The organism is Pseudomonas sp. QL9 (assembly GCF_041409665.1).
In the GTDB taxonomy this organism is placed as follows: Bacteria; Pseudomonadota; Gammaproteobacteria; order Pseudomonadales; family Pseudomonadaceae; genus Pseudomonas; species Pseudomonas knackmussii.
Genome location: NZ_CP166971.1, coordinates 3,604,913 through 3,619,910, shown reverse-complemented (window position 1 = coordinate 3,619,910; position 14,998 = coordinate 3,604,913). Strand labels below are relative to the sequence as shown.

General features: G+C 67.2%; 17 protein-coding genes. 5 read left to right on the top strand and 12 right to left on the bottom strand.

Annotation, left to right across the window (positions count from 1 at the left end; all coding sequences use genetic code 11):
- The first annotated feature begins 18 nt into the window (after positions 1-18).
- A complete protein-coding gene (locus ACA097_RS16970; RefSeq protein ID WP_371364670.1) occupies positions 19-906 on the top strand; it encodes a substrate-binding periplasmic protein in 888 nt (295 codons plus the stop codon).
- On the opposite strand, the gene ACA097_RS16965 is transcribed toward ACA097_RS16970, so the two are convergent.
- Entirely contained in the window at positions 805-2,382 is a 1,578-nt protein-coding gene (locus ACA097_RS16965) for a protein kinase (RefSeq protein WP_371364668.1), read from the bottom strand. The two genes, ACA097_RS16970 and ACA097_RS16965, sit on opposite strands and share 102 nt — an antisense overlap.
- 192 nt (positions 2,383-2,574) lie before the next feature.
- On the opposite strand from ACA097_RS16965, the gene ACA097_RS16960 reads away from it, so the two are divergent.
- The 3 genes from ACA097_RS16960 (at position 2,575) to ppa (ending at position 4,669) form a co-directional block, all read left to right on the top strand.
- Positions 2,575-3,234, top strand: coding sequence for a DedA family protein (locus ACA097_RS16960; RefSeq protein WP_043255174.1), 660 nt, complete (start codon positions 2,575-2,577; stop codon positions 3,232-3,234).
- Positions 3,235-3,238: 4 nt separating this feature from the next.
- Positions 3,239-4,057, top strand: coding sequence for a zinc-dependent peptidase (locus ACA097_RS16955; protein WP_160288380.1), 819 nt, complete (start codon positions 3,239-3,241; stop codon positions 4,055-4,057).
- An 81-nt stretch (positions 4,058-4,138) separates the two neighbouring features.
- Complete coding sequence (gene ppa, locus ACA097_RS16950; RefSeq protein WP_160288381.1) at positions 4,139-4,669, top strand: inorganic diphosphatase; 531 nt, start codon at positions 4,139-4,141, stop codon at positions 4,667-4,669.
- A 66-nt stretch (positions 4,670-4,735) separates the two neighbouring features.
- Here the strand turns inward: ppa and ACA097_RS16945 are convergent, their stop codons facing one another.
- The 3 genes from ACA097_RS16945 to ACA097_RS16935 form a co-directional block, all read right to left on the bottom strand.
- Positions 4,736-5,071 (bottom strand): hypothetical protein, encoded by a 336-nt coding sequence (locus ACA097_RS16945; protein WP_371364666.1) that lies wholly within the window; start codon positions 5,069-5,071, stop codon positions 4,736-4,738.
- Positions 5,072-5,284: 213 nt separating this feature from the next.
- Positions 5,285-5,848, bottom strand: a complete 564-nt coding sequence (locus tag ACA097_RS16940; protein WP_371364664.1) for a hypothetical protein — start codon at positions 5,846-5,848, stop codon at positions 5,285-5,287.
- A 1-nt stretch (position 5,849) separates the two neighbouring features.
- The gene (locus tag ACA097_RS16935; RefSeq protein WP_371364662.1) at positions 5,850-6,557 is read right to left on the bottom strand and encodes an SDR family NAD(P)-dependent oxidoreductase; all 708 of its coding nucleotides are present in this window, start codon (positions 6,555-6,557) and stop codon (positions 5,850-5,852) included.
- A gap of 295 nt (positions 6,558-6,852) precedes the next feature.
- On the opposite strand from ACA097_RS16935, the gene ACA097_RS16930 reads away from it, so the two are divergent.
- Positions 6,853-7,047 carry a hypothetical protein gene (locus ACA097_RS16930; RefSeq protein WP_371364660.1) on the top strand — a complete coding sequence of 65 codons (195 nt, stop codon included), beginning with the start codon at positions 6,853-6,855 and terminating at the stop codon, positions 7,045-7,047.
- A gap of 4 nt (positions 7,048-7,051) precedes the next feature.
- Here the strand turns inward: ACA097_RS16930 and ACA097_RS16925 are convergent, their stop codons facing one another.
- From ACA097_RS16925 to ACA097_RS16890, 8 genes are all read right to left on the bottom strand, one after another.
- On the bottom strand, positions 7,052-8,047 hold the full coding sequence (locus ACA097_RS16925; protein ID WP_371364658.1) for an isocitrate/isopropylmalate family dehydrogenase: 996 nt from the start codon (positions 8,045-8,047) through the stop codon (positions 7,052-7,054).
- A gap of 90 nt (positions 8,048-8,137) precedes the next feature.
- Positions 8,138-8,782 carry a carbonate dehydratase gene (gene can, locus ACA097_RS16920; RefSeq protein ID WP_160288387.1) on the bottom strand — a complete coding sequence of 215 codons (645 nt, stop codon included), beginning with the start codon at positions 8,780-8,782 and terminating at the stop codon, positions 8,138-8,140.
- A 65-nt stretch (positions 8,783-8,847) separates the two neighbouring features.
- Positions 8,848-10,092, bottom strand: coding sequence for a C69 family dipeptidase (locus tag ACA097_RS16915; RefSeq protein WP_371364656.1), 1,245 nt, complete (start codon positions 10,090-10,092; stop codon positions 8,848-8,850).
- Positions 10,093-10,317: 225 nt separating this feature from the next.
- Complete coding sequence (gene rimI / locus ACA097_RS16910; protein ID WP_160288389.1) at positions 10,318-10,770, bottom strand: ribosomal protein S18-alanine N-acetyltransferase; 453 nt, start codon at positions 10,768-10,770, stop codon at positions 10,318-10,320.
- Positions 10,767-11,552, bottom strand: a complete 786-nt coding sequence (locus ACA097_RS16905; protein WP_371364654.1) for an energy transducer TonB — start codon at positions 11,550-11,552, stop codon at positions 10,767-10,769. The genes rimI and ACA097_RS16905 overlap by 4 nt, the downstream gene beginning before the upstream one ends.
- Positions 11,553-11,656: 104 nt before the next feature.
- The gene (locus ACA097_RS16900; protein ID WP_371364652.1) at positions 11,657-12,163 is read right to left on the bottom strand and encodes a DUF6160 family protein; all 507 of its coding nucleotides are present in this window, start codon (positions 12,161-12,163) and stop codon (positions 11,657-11,659) included.
- Between the two features lie 11 nt (positions 12,164-12,174).
- Positions 12,175-13,734, bottom strand: coding sequence for a hypothetical protein (locus tag ACA097_RS16895; protein WP_371364650.1), 1,560 nt, complete (start codon positions 13,732-13,734; stop codon positions 12,175-12,177).
- 1 nt (position 13,735) lies between these two features.
- The gene (locus ACA097_RS16890; protein ID WP_371364648.1) at positions 13,736-14,842 is read right to left on the bottom strand and encodes a DUF6160 family protein; all 1,107 of its coding nucleotides are present in this window, start codon (positions 14,840-14,842) and stop codon (positions 13,736-13,738) included.
- Between the last annotated feature and the right edge of the window lie 156 nt (positions 14,843-14,998).

Sequence of the window (14,998 nt, the reverse complement as noted above, 5' to 3'; positions counted from 1 at the left end):
CGACGGATAAGGGGTTACATGCATTCTCCCCAACGATCTCTGCGTCGCCTGGCATTCGCCCTGCTGCTCGCCCTGGGCAGCGCCCACGCCGAAACCCTGCGCGTGGCGACCCTGGAATGGGAACCCTACGTGGGGCCCGACCTGCCGGGCAAAGGATTGGCCACCCGCATTCTCGACGAAGCCCTTGCCCTCAACGGCGACAAGGCCGAGGTCATCTTCCTTCCCTGGCAACGCGCCCTCAACGAATCCCGCGAGGGCCACTACGACGCGCTGATGCCGGCCTACCTGTCGGTCGATCGCAGCCGCGACTTCTACACCTCGATGCCGCTGCTGGATTCGCAGCTCGGCTTCTTTCACCGCCGCGACCGCGCCATCGCCTACAACCCCGGGGACCTGAACAGCCTGCGCCCGTACCGCATCGGCGTGGTGCGCGGCTACGTGAACCAGGCGGACTTCGACGCCGCCGACTACCTGAACAAGGAAGTGGTCAACAGCGACTGGCAGAACCTCGAGAAGCTCCTGCGCGGGCGCCTCGACCTGGCCGTGGTGGATCGCTACACCGGCTACCAGCTGCTGGCCCGCAACGCCCCGGCGCTGCGCGAGCAGCTGGAGTTCATCCAGCCTCCCCTGGAAGTCAAGCCGCTCTATGTGCTGATTCCCAAGGCCCGCAGCGGCGGCGAAGCACTGGCCGCCAACCTCGACCGCAGCCTGCGTACCCTGCGTCAGAGCGGGCGACTGCAGCAGCTGATCGCCGACGCCCACCTCGAAACGGCACAGGCCATGCGCGCGGTGGCCGAGCACCCGCTAGCCGAACAGATAGAGCACGGCCCCGGCCAGGGTCACGCCGAACAGCGCAGCGAATATCGCCCGACGCCGCCAACCCTGAACTGGGTCGGCATGCAGTAGCGGGCGCTCCAGCGCCTGCATGAACTCCGACATGGCCTCGAAGCGCTGCCCGGGCTCAGGCGCCAACGCCCGCGCCAGGCAGCCGTCCCAGCCAGCGGGAACCCGCACGCCCCGCTCCGCCAGCGGCACATAGCGCGCCCCCTCCTCGGCATCCGGTAGCGCCAACGCCGGCCAACGTCCGCTGGCCAGCCAATAGGCGTAGGCCGCGACCATGAACTGATCGGCCCGACTGTCCAGCGCACCGCCGTTACGCAGCTCCGGCGCCAGCGGCAAGACATTTCCCGGCAGAGCCTGGCGGGGGACTCCGGGAACCACCGCCGCAACCTCAGGCACCAGCACCAGCATGCCCTTTTCGTTCACCAGCACCTGCCGCGGCGAAACCCAAAGCCCGAGCACACCGCGCCGCTGCAATGCCCGCAGCGCCTCGACGAGTTGCCGCAGCAACCCCAGCAGCTCGCTCGCCGAGGGTTGCCGACGGGCCCCGCGCCAGTCCGCCAGGCTTCGCCATGTTCCAGGCGGAAGGCCGAGCAACTGGAAGGCATGCCGGCGCGCCTCGCGCGGCGAAAGCACATCCGGCAGGCTCGCGACCTTGCAGCAGCGCAGGGCCCATTCGCGGAGCCAGTAGGCCTGGTCCGCCGCGTGTTCCGCCGCCAGCAGCCAGGCTTCGCGACCATCGTCATGGCGCACGCGATACAAGCGCGCCTCTGGCCCGTATCCGCAACGTTCGAGCACCCGCCAGCCGTCCAGTTCGTCGCCAGGATGCAAGGCAGGCGGTGCTGGCCAGGTGTTCGGCTGGGGTATGCCGGGCTGACCGAGCGCGCGAGCCGGCAACAAAAGCGCTGCCGCACCAGGGGCCTGCAGCAAAGGCGCGAGCAGTTCGCCGGGATCAACTTCGGGACTCAATGCACCAAGCGCCTGCAGCGGCCGTCGGTCCATCACCTCGAGCAAGGGTTGCGGTGCCAGCAGCAACGCCTCGTCCGGGCGACTCGCCAGGTTGTGCTGGGTCAGCGCCAGCTCCGCCTGACTTCCGAGGAAGCCGTCCTCGCGCCCGGCCAGGGATTGCAGCTCGCCCTGCCGAACGCGCAGCAGACCGACGTTGCCACAACGCAGGAAATGCACGTCCTCGCCCTGGATCAGTAGGATGCCCACCGCCAGCTCAGGCAGCGCCTGCCCGCCACGGGCCAGGCGGAAGCGCTGCATGTTCAGCGAGGCGAGCACCTGGCGCACCGCCTGGGTCTCCGACCACCCCTCGGGCGTTCCGGCGAAATCGGCGAACAGGCCATCCAGCAGCGCCTCCAGGGTTTGCACCATATCGGTGCGCCCGCGCCCCCAGAGCAGCGCGAGCATGAACAGCGGTGGCCGCCCCTGCCGTCCGTCCAGCCAGTGCGTGCGCAACCGCGCCGCCTGCTCGGGCAGATCGGTGCCGACGCACAGCGCAAGGCCGGGCGCCAGGCGGGCGATGGAGCTGTGGCGCATGGAGCGTCCCCCGACGATGGCTATCGAAGGGGGAAACTGCAGGCTTCATGCCGACAGCTTTTTCACCCGGAGGCTGTAATATCCTGCAATCTGAGTTTCCGCGGCCGCGCGACAATGCGCGCCCCGTGGCATCCCTGCGCCGCCTATAATGCCCCGCTTGGCCAGTTCACCCCGTCGTTCTCAAGGCACTTCATGGACTTCAACCCGATCGACCTCGTCCTGCACCTAGACACCTACCTCACGCTGCTGGTCAGCAACTACGGTGCCTGGATCTACGCCATCCTGTTCCTGGTGATCTTCTGCGAAACCGGCCTGGTGGTGACTCCCTTCCTGCCGGGCGATTCGCTGCTGTTCATCGCCGGCGCCATCTGCGCCAGCGGCGGCATGGACCCCTGGCTGCTCGGCGGCCTGCTGCTGCTCGCGGCGGTCAGCGGCGACAGCACCAACTACGTGATCGGCCGGACCCTCGGCAAACGCCTGTTCAGCAACCCCAACTCCAAGCTGTTCCGCCGCGACTACCTGGACCAGACCCACGCCTTCTACGAACGCCACGGCGGCAAGACCGTGACCCTGGCGCGCTTCCTGCCCATCGTGCGGACCTTCGCGCCCTTCGTCGCCGGCATGGCCTACATGCCCTACCTGCGCTTCCTCGCCTTCAGCGTCGTCGGCAGCATCGCCTGGGTCGGCGGCCTGGTGACCCTCGGCTTCTTCTTCGGCAACGTGCCCTTCATCAAGCAGAACCTCTCGTTGATGATCATCGGCATCATCGCCTTCTCGCTGGTCCCCATGGCGATCGGCGTGATCCGCCACAAGCTGTCGCGCAACGCCAAGGCCCAGACCTCGGAGCGCTGAGCCCATGTGGTCGTTCGGCGCCTGGCGCAGGCGCCGCTTCCTCGCCCGACATCCGCTGGACCCGGCGCTATGGGCCGAGGTCCGCCGGCAACTGCCGATCCTCGACGGCCTGAGCGCCGACGAACTGAGCCTGCTCGCCGAGCGGGCGCTGCTGTTCCTGCGCGACAAGCGCCTCAACGCCCTGCCCGGCGTCGAGCTCGACGACTTCCGCCGCCTGCTGCTCGCCACCCAAGCGCAGCTGCCGTTGCTGCACCTGCCGGAACTGAACTGGTACCAGGGCTTCCACGAACTGCTGCTGTACCCGGACGACTTCCTCAGCCCGCAGAAACACCGCGACCCGGCCGGCGTGGTCCACGAATTCGACGACGAACGCAGCGGCGAAACCTCCTTCCAAGGCCCGGTGATCCTCGCCTGGCCCGGCGTGGAAAGCGGCGGCGGCTGGGATGCCTACAACCTGGTGATACACGAGCTGGCGCATAAGCTGGACATGCTCGACGGCGACGCCAACGGCCTGCCGCCGCTGCACCGCGACATGCGCATCGCCGACTGGGCCAGCGCCATGCAGTCGGCCTACGACGACCTCAACCGCCAGCTCGACCACAACCCGCACGCGCATACGGCCATCGACCCGTACGCGGCGGAAAACCCGGCGGAATTCTTCGCCGTGACCAGCGAATACTTCTTCACCGGCCCCGACCTGCTCGAGGCGGCCTATCCGAAGGTCTACCAGCAGCTCGCCCTGTTCTACCGGCAAGATCCGCTGGCGCGCCTGCGCAGCCTGCAGCGCGAACACCCCGAATATCAGGAACATCCCCCGCACTGAGCGCCGGCTGTGGCTTGCGCGGGGCAATCTGCCTATAATCCGCCGCACTTTTTTCGGTCCGACAGACACCTGGAGTCGTCCATGAGCTACAGCAGCATCCCGGCTGGCAAAGACCTGCCGAACGACATTTACGTCGCCATCGAGATCCCGGCCAACCACGCGCCGATCAAGTACGAGATCGACAAGGACACCGACTGCCTGTTCGTCGACCGTTTCATGGCCACCCCGATGTTCTACCCGGCCAACTACGGCTTCATCCCGAACACCCTGGCCGACGACGGTGACCCCCTCGACGTGCTGGTCGTGACCCCCTACCCGGTCGCGCCGGGCTCGGTCATCCGCTGCCGTCCGGTCGGCGTGCTGAACATGAGCGACGAAGCCGGCGGCGACGCCAAGCTGGTTGCCGTACCGCACGACAAGCTGACCGTCCTCTACAAGGACGTGCAGGAATACACCGACCTGCCGGCCCTGCTGCTGGAGCAGATCAAGCACTTCTTCGAGAACTACAAGGATCTCGAGAAGGGCAAGTGGGTGAAAGTCGAGGGCTGGGGCAACGCCGAACAAGCTCGCGAATACATCACCAAGGCCGTCGCCGCCTTCCAGGCCAAGTGACGGACGCGGGCCTCGCCCGCTGCCTTGCTAAAAAGCCCCGCCAAGCGCGGGGCTTTTTCATGGGTGCTAAAGGCACTCACGCAGGCTGCGCTCGGCGAGCACGCTGTCCACACCGGGTCGCTGATAGAGCGACACCAGACTGCCGCGCTCATTGGCACCGACCTCCAGCAACGCACCGGGCTGGCCGGCGCTATCCGGCAGAACCAGGCGATAGCCGTAACGGACTTCCACCTGCTCGGTGCCGGAGCGATAGGCGCGCCACTTCGGCAACAGGCAATCGCGATACACCGGCGGCGACTTCAGCGTCTGCACGCTCGACACCGATACCTCCTCCTTCAGCGCTCCCGGCGACTGGCAGCCCGCCAGCCCCAGCAGCAGAATTCCAATCCAAGCCTTGTGCATCGGCCATCTCCCGCAAACTGCCAGCGCAGAGCGTAGCAGCCGCATTAGCCGCCGCTTGGCGCAAATGCCATTAGGCAAGCCCGGACGAATTTGCTAAAGTGCGCGCCCACGACGCCGGCGCCAGCGCCCCGTCCACAGAATTATCAAGGCGGTCGCTGCTTACCAGAAGTGAGAACGGACCACCCCCTGAAAGCCGGCCACAAGCCGGCTTTTTTAATGCCCGCGCGCCAGCTCCGGACGCGCGCTCCGCCCCGCCAACCGCCCCTCGCCAATTCCCGCCGCGCCCCAGGTCAGCACCGCCGCCGCCAGGCACAGGTGGAACAGGTCCAGCCGCGCCATGCCCAGCCATTCGCCGTGCGTGCCGATCAGCAGGCCGGCCGAGGCGAATAGCACCACGCCTGCGACTGCGAACGGCCATCGAGCGGAGCGGCCTTTCCAGGCGATCGCCAGCAGGGCGGCCAGGTTGCCGGCCAGCGCCAGGTTGTCCGGTAGCAGAGACATGGCTGCCACCGCTGCCAGCACGCCGAACACTCGCCAGCGACCGATTCCGCCGGCAAAGGCGATCAGCACCAGCGCAACGCGGCCAGCGGCTGTGGATAACCAATGGTGCGGTTCGCTGACGGCTGCCACACCGGCATAGGTCAGAGCCCCCAGCAAGGCGGCGAAACCCAGCAGAGCGAAACCGAGCACTGCCCAGCCCTGGCCTCGGCGGGCGCAGCCCCAGGCTGCCCACGCACACGCGCCGAACAGCACCAGTTCGCAGAATACGGCCAGCACGTCAGAGCCGTCCGGTGACAGGCAGCAGCGCGCCGGTGATGGCAGCTGCATCGTCCGAGAGGAGGAACAGGATTACCGCCGCCAGCGCGGCCGGCGTGACCCAGCGGGAGACGTCGGCGCCCGGCATGTCGGCGCGGTTCTGCGGAGTGTCGATGATGCCGGGCAGCACGGCGTTGACCGTCACGTCGCTGTCCTTCAGCTCTTCCGCCAGGCTCTCGGTCAAACGCGCGACACCGGCCTTCGAGGCGGCATAGGCGCCCATCCCGGCTCCCGCCTTTACCGCGCCGGCAGCACCGATGTTGACGATGCGCCCGGCCCTGGAGCGTTGCAGCAGCGGCAGCGCTGCCTTGCTCGCAGTAGCGGCGGTTCGCAGGTTGGTCCGGTACAGGTCGTCCCAGGCGTCCAGCTGGCCGCCGTCCAGGGTCTGCCAGCGGAAGCCGCCGGCGGCGTTGACCAGGCCGTCCAGCTGGCCGAAGTGATCTTCGATGTGCGCCAGGGCCTGCGCCACCGAGTCCTCGCTGGTCAGGTCGACGCCACCCAGCAGCAGCGCCTCGTGCAGTTCGACCGGCAGGTTCACGCCCTCGACCGACGCACGCCCGAGCAGCGCCAGCCGTGCGCCTCGGCGCGCAGCTTCAACGGCCAGCGCCAGCCCCAGATTGCCGAAGGCGCCGGTGATGGCGATCACCCGCCCTTGCAGTGGTTTGTCCATTTCGCGTCCTCGCGATCCGATGCATGGCAGGCTTACAGCCTATCCAGCGGCGCGCGGCAAAGCCCGATCCTCGGGCGACAGAATGCCGGTCCGATGAAGCCAGACAGGGGCCTCGAAGACTGGATTGTTTCGATCTCGGCAACACAGATTCGCCTTTGCTTAGCTGGCTAATGGTCCGCTCGCATCGGTATCTTTGGCGCCGCAGGTTTCTCCATTTACCTGCTCTCCAATGGCGCCATTGCCCACACGCTGCCCCTTGGGCAATGGCGTATTTTTCTGCCACAGGTTTCCCCGTATGCCTCGCGATTTCAGGACTTTCGAGGCGACCGCCGTGTCGCTCGGGCTGGGACTGCTCGCCACGCAATACACCAGTTTCCTCCACTGGCTGCCTCTCGACACCGGCTGGCGCCTGGCGCTGGCGGCGTTGCCGCTGATCGTCCTGGGTACCGTCATCGGCCGCTACCTGGCCGCGCACCCCGAACTGGGTTGAGCCGCTAGAGCCGCTGCAGCACGCCCTCGCCCACCACGCGAGTGGTTTCCACGCCGTGATCGATATGGCCCTCCTCGCGCAGGAAGGCCTCCACTGCCCGCTCGATACGCCGCGCGTTGGCTTCGTCCTGCCAGTGATTGCGCAGCAACAGCGCCGCACTGAGGATGGCTGCCAACGGGTTGGCGCGGCCACTGCCGACGATGTCGGGGGCGCTGCCGTGCACCGGCTCGGCGAGAGCCAGGCCGTCGCCCAGGTTGAGCGAAGGCGCCAGCCCCAGGCCGCCGCCCCAGTGGCAGGCAAGATCGGAAAGGATGTCGCCGAACAGGTTGCTGGTGACGATCATGTCGAAGCCTTCCGGGCACTCCACCAGTTGCAGCGCGGCGACGTCGACCAGACGCTCGTCCAGCACGTTGCTCCAGCCTTCGGTGGTCAGGGTGTCGCGGCAGGTGTCGCGGAACAGCCCACAGGTCAGCGACAGCACGTTGGCCTTGTGCACCAGGGTGATTCGCCGCGCCTTGCGGCCATGGGCGATACGCGCGGCGGCCAGCGCCAGGCGCTCGCAGGCGGCGCGGCTGATGACCCGCTCGGCGATCGCCACGCCGTCGCTTTCCCAGTGCTCGCGGCCGCTGTACATCCCCTCGCTGTTCTCGCGCAGGATCAGCAGGTCGACGCCGGGATGGTGCGACACCACCGGGAGGCTGCGTACCGGGCGCAGGTTGAGGTAGAGCCCCAGCCTCTGGCGCAGCTGGAGGATGGCACTGCGATAGCCCTCGACCTTGTGGCTGGGCGAGGAAACCGCGCCGAACAGCCCTGCACCGCACTGCCGCAGTGCCTCGAAGGTAGCCTCGGGCACCGAGGTACCGTGGCGCTGGAAGCAGTCCCAGCCAGCCTCGGCTTCGCGCAAACGCAGCTCCGGCAGCACTTTCTGCAACACGGCGACAGCCGGCGGAAGCACCTCGCGGCCGATGCCGTCACCGGCGATTACACAAAGTTCACGCATGCCCGCCTCGCCTTCCACGTCCATCTACCCATTCATGATCGAACCGCCCGGCGCACCCGGCGAGCGCGCCGGATGACCGGTCGGCGGCACTCAGGGCTGGCCGACTGGGCGCAGGCGGTATTGCGACGGCAGTTGCTCCAGGCCGCTGACGGTGACGTTGAGGTTTTTCCAGCGGCCGTCCTTGATGCCGTAGATGCAGCCATGCACCGACAGCTCCTGGCCACGATGCCAGGCGTTCTGCACGATGGTGGTGTGGCTGACGTTGGCCACCTGCTGGATGACGTTCAGCTCACAGAGGCGGTCGACCCGCTCCTCTTCGGTGGCGAACTGGGCGAGGTGCTCGCGGTGCTCGTAGGCCAGGTCGCGGATACTACGCAGCCAGCCGTCGATCAGGCCGAACTGGCGGTCCTGCATGGAGGCGCGCACGCCGCCGCAGCCGTAGTGGCCGGTGACCAGGATGTGCTTCACCTTGAGCACGTCCACGGCGTACTGGATCACCGACAGGCAGTTGAGGTCGGTGTGCAGCACGACGTTGGCGACGTTGCGGTGGACGAACAGATCGCCGGGCAGCATGCCGACGATCTCGTTGGCCGGCACGCGGGCGTCGGAGCAACCGATCCACAGGTATTCCGGCGTCTGCTGCTGGGCCAGCTTGGCGAAGAACTCCGGGTGCTCGCGGTTCATCGCTTCGGCCCAGCGGGCGTTGTTGTCGAACAGCTGTTGCAGGTCGCTCATGGTTGGCTCCTCCAGTCCGGTGCCGCACCTTAGTCAGCACCGGCACCTTTGACAAGCGCCATCCCCTAGGGCGCGGCATGCTGCCGCCACCAGCGCGGCAGCCGTGGTTGCAGATGCCTGGCCAACTGCTGCCAGGCGCCATGCCAGGCCTCGGCCTCGGCCGCCAGGCGGGCCCACTCCGGCATGCGCCGGTCCAGCGCGGCGAGCTGCTCGCTCTCCAGCCAGGAATGCCCGGCGCGCAGCGCGGCGGCGAATTCCGCATCGACCAGGGCGCGCCGATGGACACTCTCGAAGCGCCACCAGAGCGAGCGCTCCACCGGGTCATCGGCATTGCTGAGCAGGCTGGCACCGGCAGCCGGGTCGAACGCCAGCGGCTGGAACAGCGACAGGCACGGCGCCGAGGTCCCGGTGGCAGCCAGCCGCGGTTCACCGCCGCCGAGGCGCGCGATCAGGCTGGCCGTCGTTTGCGAGGGTCGCCAGAAACTGCCGGCGTGCATGCACACCTGGCGGTTGTCGTGGCGATGGAAGTCATGCTCGCGCTGCCCATGATTGCGCAGGGCGACGACCAGGGCCTGCCAATCGGGCTGGCTCGGGCAGTTGGCGAGGAAGTCCATGTTCAGCCGACGACGCTGGTGCGCGCCGGCGATCCACGGCAGCACGCGGCCGTCGAAGGCGCGGGCGAAGTGGAAGTCGCCCCGGCCGTTCCAGCAGCCCAGGCGGCGCGCCTGGCCGGGCAGGTCTTCACTGGCGAGGTCGTATTCGTGGCCTAGCGTCAGGGCATTGGAGATCGCCCAGCGCTCAACGCGCTTGGCCGCCCACAGCCGCCCGGCGGTCTCCAGCACCCAGGCTTCTTCGGCGTCGGCGATCAGGAAACTGTTGTCGTAGCGCATGCGCTTGTTGCGGAAGCCGGCGGGACCGCCCTGGCCGTGGCGCTCCAGCAGCTCGGTGATGACTTCCAGCGCCTCGCGCGCGCTGGCGCCACGTTCCAGACCCAGGCGCAGCAGGTCCATGCCGAGCAGCGCCTCGCCCTGCTGGCTGGTCAGGCGGGTGAAAACCGCTTCGTTGCCGATGGCCACGCCGTGTTCGTTGACGCCCATTTCCGCGCCCCAGATCCAGCTCGGCTGGCTGAGGATCACGGCATGCCGTTCGGCGCTCTGGGGGATTTCCAGGTAGGTGGTGCGCACGTGCGCGGCGCTGTCGCCACGCACGGCCGGCAGACGCAGCAGGCGTTGCGGCTCGGCCGGCTCGCGGTCGCTGTTCTTGGCGAACCAGGTGCGATTTTCACTGCGCAGGACGAGGGTGTCGCACATGCCGGCGCCTCCCTAGTTCACAGCGACGGCGCCAGACTCCGACGCACGTCGTGCAGGGTGGGAAACGGCAGGAGAATACCCGGCGCTATGCCGGGCACAGCGGGTGGCGCCCCGGGTGGACGGCACCGCCGTTGCAGCGGTTGGCTTCATGGCACGACCTTGTTCTTGTTATTGGTCGAAAGCCTAGACCAGCCGGTAACTGCGGGATATGGCCGGAGTGACGGATCAGTCCAAAAGCGTACAGGCCATGACCAATGCGTCTTCGCGACCGCCCACGGCCGGGTAGTAGCCGCGCCGGCGCCCGATCTCGTTGAAGCCGAAGCGCTCGTAGAGGCGGTAGGCGCCCTGGTTGGACTCGCGCACTTCGAGGAAGCACTCGCGCGCGCCCAGCTCGTTGGCGCGGGCCATCAGGTGCTCGAGCAGGCGCAGGCCGAGGCCGCGGCCCTGGCTTTCCGGCTTCACCGTGATGTTCAGCAGGTGCGCCTCGTCGAGGATGATCTGGATGACCCCGTGGCCGACCTGCTGGGAGCCTTCGAACATCAGCCAGCAGTCGTAGCTCTTCAGGCCATCGGTGAAGATGCCGCGGGTCCAGGGGTGGCTGAAGGCGGCGTATTCGATCTTCAGTACGGCATCGAGATCCGCCTCGGTCATGGGGCGGAAGGAAATCGCGTCGGTCATGCGTCGTTCTGGCTCGTCCAGCGCTGCCGCACCCGGCGCATGGCGCGCCAGAGCTCGGCCTTGAGCGGAGGTTCTTCGATCAGGCGCTCCAGGCCGGGGATGGCCCAGGCGACGCCGAGCTCCTCGACCTGCAGTTCGCGGTAAAGGGCATCGTCTTCGGCCTCGCCAGCGAAGCGCACGGCGGGGCGGCCGACCAGCCACAGGCACTTGCAGGCACCGCTCTCTTCCAGGCGCGCGGCGACGAAGCCCTGGACGAACTCTCGTGCAGCCTGCGGGCCCTGGTCCAGGTTGCCGCGGGAGAGCAACGGCCAGCGCACCGGCTCGCCGATGATCTGCGGGCTGTCCGGCAGGCCGGCGGCGCGCAGCAGGTCCTTGAGCAGCAGGTAGGCCGGGTCGCGGCTGGCCAGTGGCTCGCCGGTGGGCAGTTCCACCAGCAGGGCGCAGCTGCCGGCACGCAGCAATTGCAGGGCAAAGCGCGGCGGCGGCTCGACGGGCGCGCGCGGGGCAGCCGCCTCGGGCTCGGCCTGGGCCGGTGCTTCGGCTGCCTTCTCGGCACGCTTGGGCATCACCACCGGGATCGCCGGGCGAGTCGGCGCTACCGCAGGAGCCGCTGCTTCAGTACGGGCTTCGGGTACGGCGGCCGGCGCCACCTCTTCGGCGGGCGCCAGCGGCTCCAGCAGTTCGGGGCGCGAAGGCGCAGCGAAGGGCAAGGCCACGCGCGGCAGCCAGGAGGCGACCTGCATGGCGCCAAGGTAGGCGCGACGGCGGGCTTCTTCGATCAAGAGTCCAGTACCTGTGGGCATCCTGCGGCTGCAGGGAAATCACAACGGGCCGGGATTGTCGCGTGAAACGCCGCGCGCGGAAAGTCCGGCCGGCGGAAGCGCCGTCAGTGGGTGCCGAAGACGTAGATGTTGCCGGTCAGCTTGACCGCGCCGGAAGCCTGGTAGGTGAGCAGGGTCGATTGCTGCAGCCCGGCGCCCGCCTTGGCCTGGTTGGCGCCGCCAAGGGAGAACTGCAGGTTGGTGGCGCTGGCGTTGGTCAGGCCGACCTTGAGCGCCTGTTGGTTGAACAGCGCGCCGTCGCCGTTGAAGCCGCTGTTGATGTTCACCACATCGATGGTCATGCCATCGAAGCTGAAGGTGCCCTTGAAGTTGTCCAGCACGATGTAGCCGGTGCTGTTCAGCGGCTGGATCGCCAGGCGCGCGCCGCAACCGCCGCTGCAACGGGTGTCGGCGGTATTGGCCGCGAGGTTGAAGTTCACCGCCAGGCTGACGCCGTTCTGGCCGTTGACGCTGGACATCTCGCTGTCGTCGAGGCCCTGCATCTCGGCATGGGCCAGCGGCGCGGCAGCGAACAGGACGGCGAGCAGGAGGCGGCGGGAAGGCATGTTCATCGCGGTTCTCCTCAGCGCGGCAGGGCGTGCGTCTGCACGTTCAGGTAGTCGATGCGCATGCCGCGGATGGCCTGCGAACCGAGGTCGGTGCCGCTGATGCTCAGGTCACCGATGCTGATATTGCTCTTCTGCACGTTCTGGTAGAAGGCGTCGTGGTTGGCCCAGGTGACGCCCGGCGCGTTCAGCACCAGGTCGCCGGTGCTGGCCACGGTAAGGGTAGCCGGCTGGTAGTTAGCGTCGCCCAGGTTGAGGTCGAAGTAGATGTTCTTCAGCACCGCGCGGTCGTTGTCGGTGCAGGTCTGGCAACCGCTGATGATCATCTTGTCGGCATACATCTGCAGGCTCATGGAAAGCTTCATGCCAGCGGCGGCGCCCCAGATGTTGAGGTAGGAGCCGTTGAGCGTGAAGTTCTGGATGTCGATGGCGAAGTAGTCCTGGCGGGTCGTAGTGGCGCCCTGGCTGCCATCGCTGTTGTAGGCGACGCTCGGCAGCGTGAAGGTGGTCTTCAGGCCGATATCCAGGCCCTGGATGCGCGTGTTGCCGGAAGTCTGCAGGGTGCTGGCGACCAGTTGCACGGTGGCGACATTGCCTTGCGTGCGCTTGATCGAGCCACCGACGCACGTGGTGGCACTACCGCTCTGGGCTCCGCACAGTTGGACGAACCTGTCGTAGTCGCTGGCGCGCTGGCTCAAGGTGCGACCGTTACGCTGCACGTTCCAGGCTGCGCTGAGATTCTGCTGGGCGGATTCGAGGTTGTCCGAGGACGTACCGTAGGCCGACACCGAGTTGTTGTAGTTCGTGGCTGCCGAGCAGTTGGCGAACAGCGGGCAACTGTAGGTCTGCCCCAGCGCCGGCTTGCTCTGGCAGGTGATGCCGCAAATCTGCGAGGGCAACTGGTTATAGAGGCTGGACATGCTGGCGTACTTGGCGTTGACGTCAGCCTGCGCGGTGGCGACCTGGGCCTGCTGGGTGTTCACCGCCGCCATGTCGGTGTCTATGCCGCTCTTCAGCGTGGTGAGGTTGGTGCCATAGGTGGTGTAGATCGCATCGCGCTGGCTGGTCAGGCCGCTGAGCTCGCCGTTGATCTTGGTAGTGGCCTTGGTCGGATCGGTGCACCCGGCTTCGCCGTACAGGCAGCCCTGGTAGTAGGACCAGAGGCCGAACTGGTGGGTGTCGTTGATCGGGTCGGTCCAGGTCGGCGTCTTCAGCTGCAGCGCCTGGGAGCCGACCGGGATGTTCTGCCCGCTGGCGTACTTGATCGGCCCGAGGGTGAAGGGATGCATGGGCGTGCCGAGGTAGGCCTTCACGTCCTGGGTGCCACGCTGGCTGCCGGCGCCCTTGATGTAGGCACCGGTGATGTCCACGGCAACGTCCGCGCCGGAGCTGTTCTTCACCCCGGTGATCTTCGCCGTGGCGGTGGCCTGGTCGTAGCTGAAACCGTCGATGAAGAAGCCCAGGCCGGCACCACTGACGCCTTCCAGCTGCTCGTCATCCAACGCCTTCATCGCCATGGCCGGCAAACTCAGCAACACGCCGCACAGGCACAACAGGGAAAGCAGACGGCGGCTCATGTCAGCACCCCGAGGCCTGGGCGCCCATGCAGGTGGAGACCCGCGGCAGGCCACGCAGGGCGTCGTAGAGGTTGATCAGGATCGGATAGACCGCATCGGCGCCGGTACCCACCTTGGGGAAGTTGGCGAAGGCGCCGGACTGGGTGCTGACGAAATTGCCGGCGTTGGCGAGGTCCTTCCAGGGCACGTTCTGGTTCTGCAGCGAGAAGAAGATGCCCTGGGCGCCATCGGTGGCGACGTTGGTGCCGCCCGGTTTGCCGATGTAGATGCTCTTGTAGTTGGTCAGGTCGAAGCAGGTGGTCAGGCCCAACGCCTGGCAGTTGCTGGTGGTCGACAGGGTCGGGATCAGCGAGGCGATCAGGCCGCTCTCGTCGCTGTGCAGCGAGTCGCCCTTTGCGATACCGATCTGCGTGGCGCGGTTGATCGGCTGGCCGTTGATGGTGGTTTCCCCGGTGCCGGCCTTGAGCAAATTGACGTCGGCATAGACCTGGGTGTTGCCCGCCAGCGATAGCGCCAGGCAGTTGGTATCGAACAGGCAGGTGAAGCCGTTCAGGTTGTGCTGCTGCATGTAGTACTGCTGGGCGATGGACGCCGGCCCGTAGATCTTGCCCTGCAGGTTGCCGGTCAACGACTGGATGTCGCCGGACAGGTCACCCAGCGCGCGGCCGAAGCCGATCCGTGCACCGACCAGCTGGCGCACGCCCTGGGCGTTGGTCTGGAAGGCGAACTCGACGTACGGGTCCTGGATCTGGAACGGCACCACGCTGGCCTGGGCCGAGTTGGCGTTGTCCACCCGGCCCAGGGCGAAGTTGTTGATCAGGATGTCCGATGGCTGCGAGGACACGGTATTGGAGCCGGTGCGGGTGTAGTTGCCCAGGCTCAGCTGGTCCATGTTGGTCAGCAGGCTGATGTCGGCGCCGAAGTTCAGGCGGGTGTACTGGTAGTTCTGGTAGGTCGACGCATCCACCGTGAGGAAGGCGGCCTGGCCGGTCACGTTCGACAACTCGCCATCGTCCATCGCCTGCATGTGGGCCTGGGCGGACACGGCCAGCAGGCTGCCGCAGAGGACGGCAAAGACGCGCGCGGGCAGACGAGTGGACGAAGGCATGGCGTTTTCCCGTTCTTGTTTTGTGGGCCGATCCGATCCGCACGGGGACTCGGAGCCGTGATCCCACTATGCAGGATTCCCCGGCTAGCACAGCCCAACCCATAGTCGAGAACGGCCCGATGGGGCGAAAGCGGGTGTTACCCATTGTCACACCCG

Coding starts and splice junctions, on each gene's coding strand:
- ACA097_RS16890 (WP_371364648.1), bottom strand. CDS start 14,842: ATGCCTTCGTCCACTCGTCTGCCCGCGCGCGTCTTTGCCGTCCTCTGC.
- can (WP_160288387.1), bottom strand. CDS start 8,782: ATGAGCGACCTGCAACAGCTGTTCGACAACAACGCCCGCTGGGCCGAA.
- ACA097_RS16965 (WP_371364668.1), bottom strand. CDS start 2,382: ATGCGCCACAGCTCCATCGCCCGCCTGGCGCCCGGCCTTGCGCTGTGC.
- ACA097_RS16915 (WP_371364656.1), bottom strand. CDS start 10,092: ATGTGCGACACCCTCGTCCTGCGCAGTGAAAATCGCACCTGGTTCGCC.
- ACA097_RS16960 (WP_043255174.1), top strand. CDS start 2,575: ATGGACTTCAACCCGATCGACCTCGTCCTGCACCTAGACACCTACCTC.
- ACA097_RS16930 (WP_371364660.1), top strand. CDS start 6,853: ATGCCTCGCGATTTCAGGACTTTCGAGGCGACCGCCGTGTCGCTCGGG.
- ppa (WP_160288381.1), top strand. CDS start 4,139: ATGAGCTACAGCAGCATCCCGGCTGGCAAAGACCTGCCGAACGACATT.
- ACA097_RS16955 (WP_160288380.1), top strand. CDS start 3,239: ATGTGGTCGTTCGGCGCCTGGCGCAGGCGCCGCTTCCTCGCCCGACAT.
- ACA097_RS16935 (WP_371364662.1), bottom strand. CDS start 6,557: ATGGACAAACCACTGCAAGGGCGGGTGATCGCCATCACCGGCGCCTTC.
- rimI (WP_160288389.1), bottom strand. CDS start 10,770: ATGACCGACGCGATTTCCTTCCGCCCCATGACCGAGGCGGATCTCGAT.
- ACA097_RS16925 (WP_371364658.1), bottom strand. CDS start 8,047: ATGCGTGAACTTTGTGTAATCGCCGGTGACGGCATCGGCCGCGAGGTG.
- ACA097_RS16970 (WP_371364670.1), top strand. CDS start 19: ATGCATTCTCCCCAACGATCTCTGCGTCGCCTGGCATTCGCCCTGCTG.
- ACA097_RS16900 (WP_371364652.1), bottom strand. CDS start 12,163: ATGAACATGCCTTCCCGCCGCCTCCTGCTCGCCGTCCTGTTCGCTGCC.
- ACA097_RS16895 (WP_371364650.1), bottom strand. CDS start 13,734: ATGAGCCGCCGTCTGCTTTCCCTGTTGTGCCTGTGCGGCGTGTTGCTG.
- ACA097_RS16945 (WP_371364666.1), bottom strand. CDS start 5,071: ATGCACAAGGCTTGGATTGGAATTCTGCTGCTGGGGCTGGCGGGCTGC.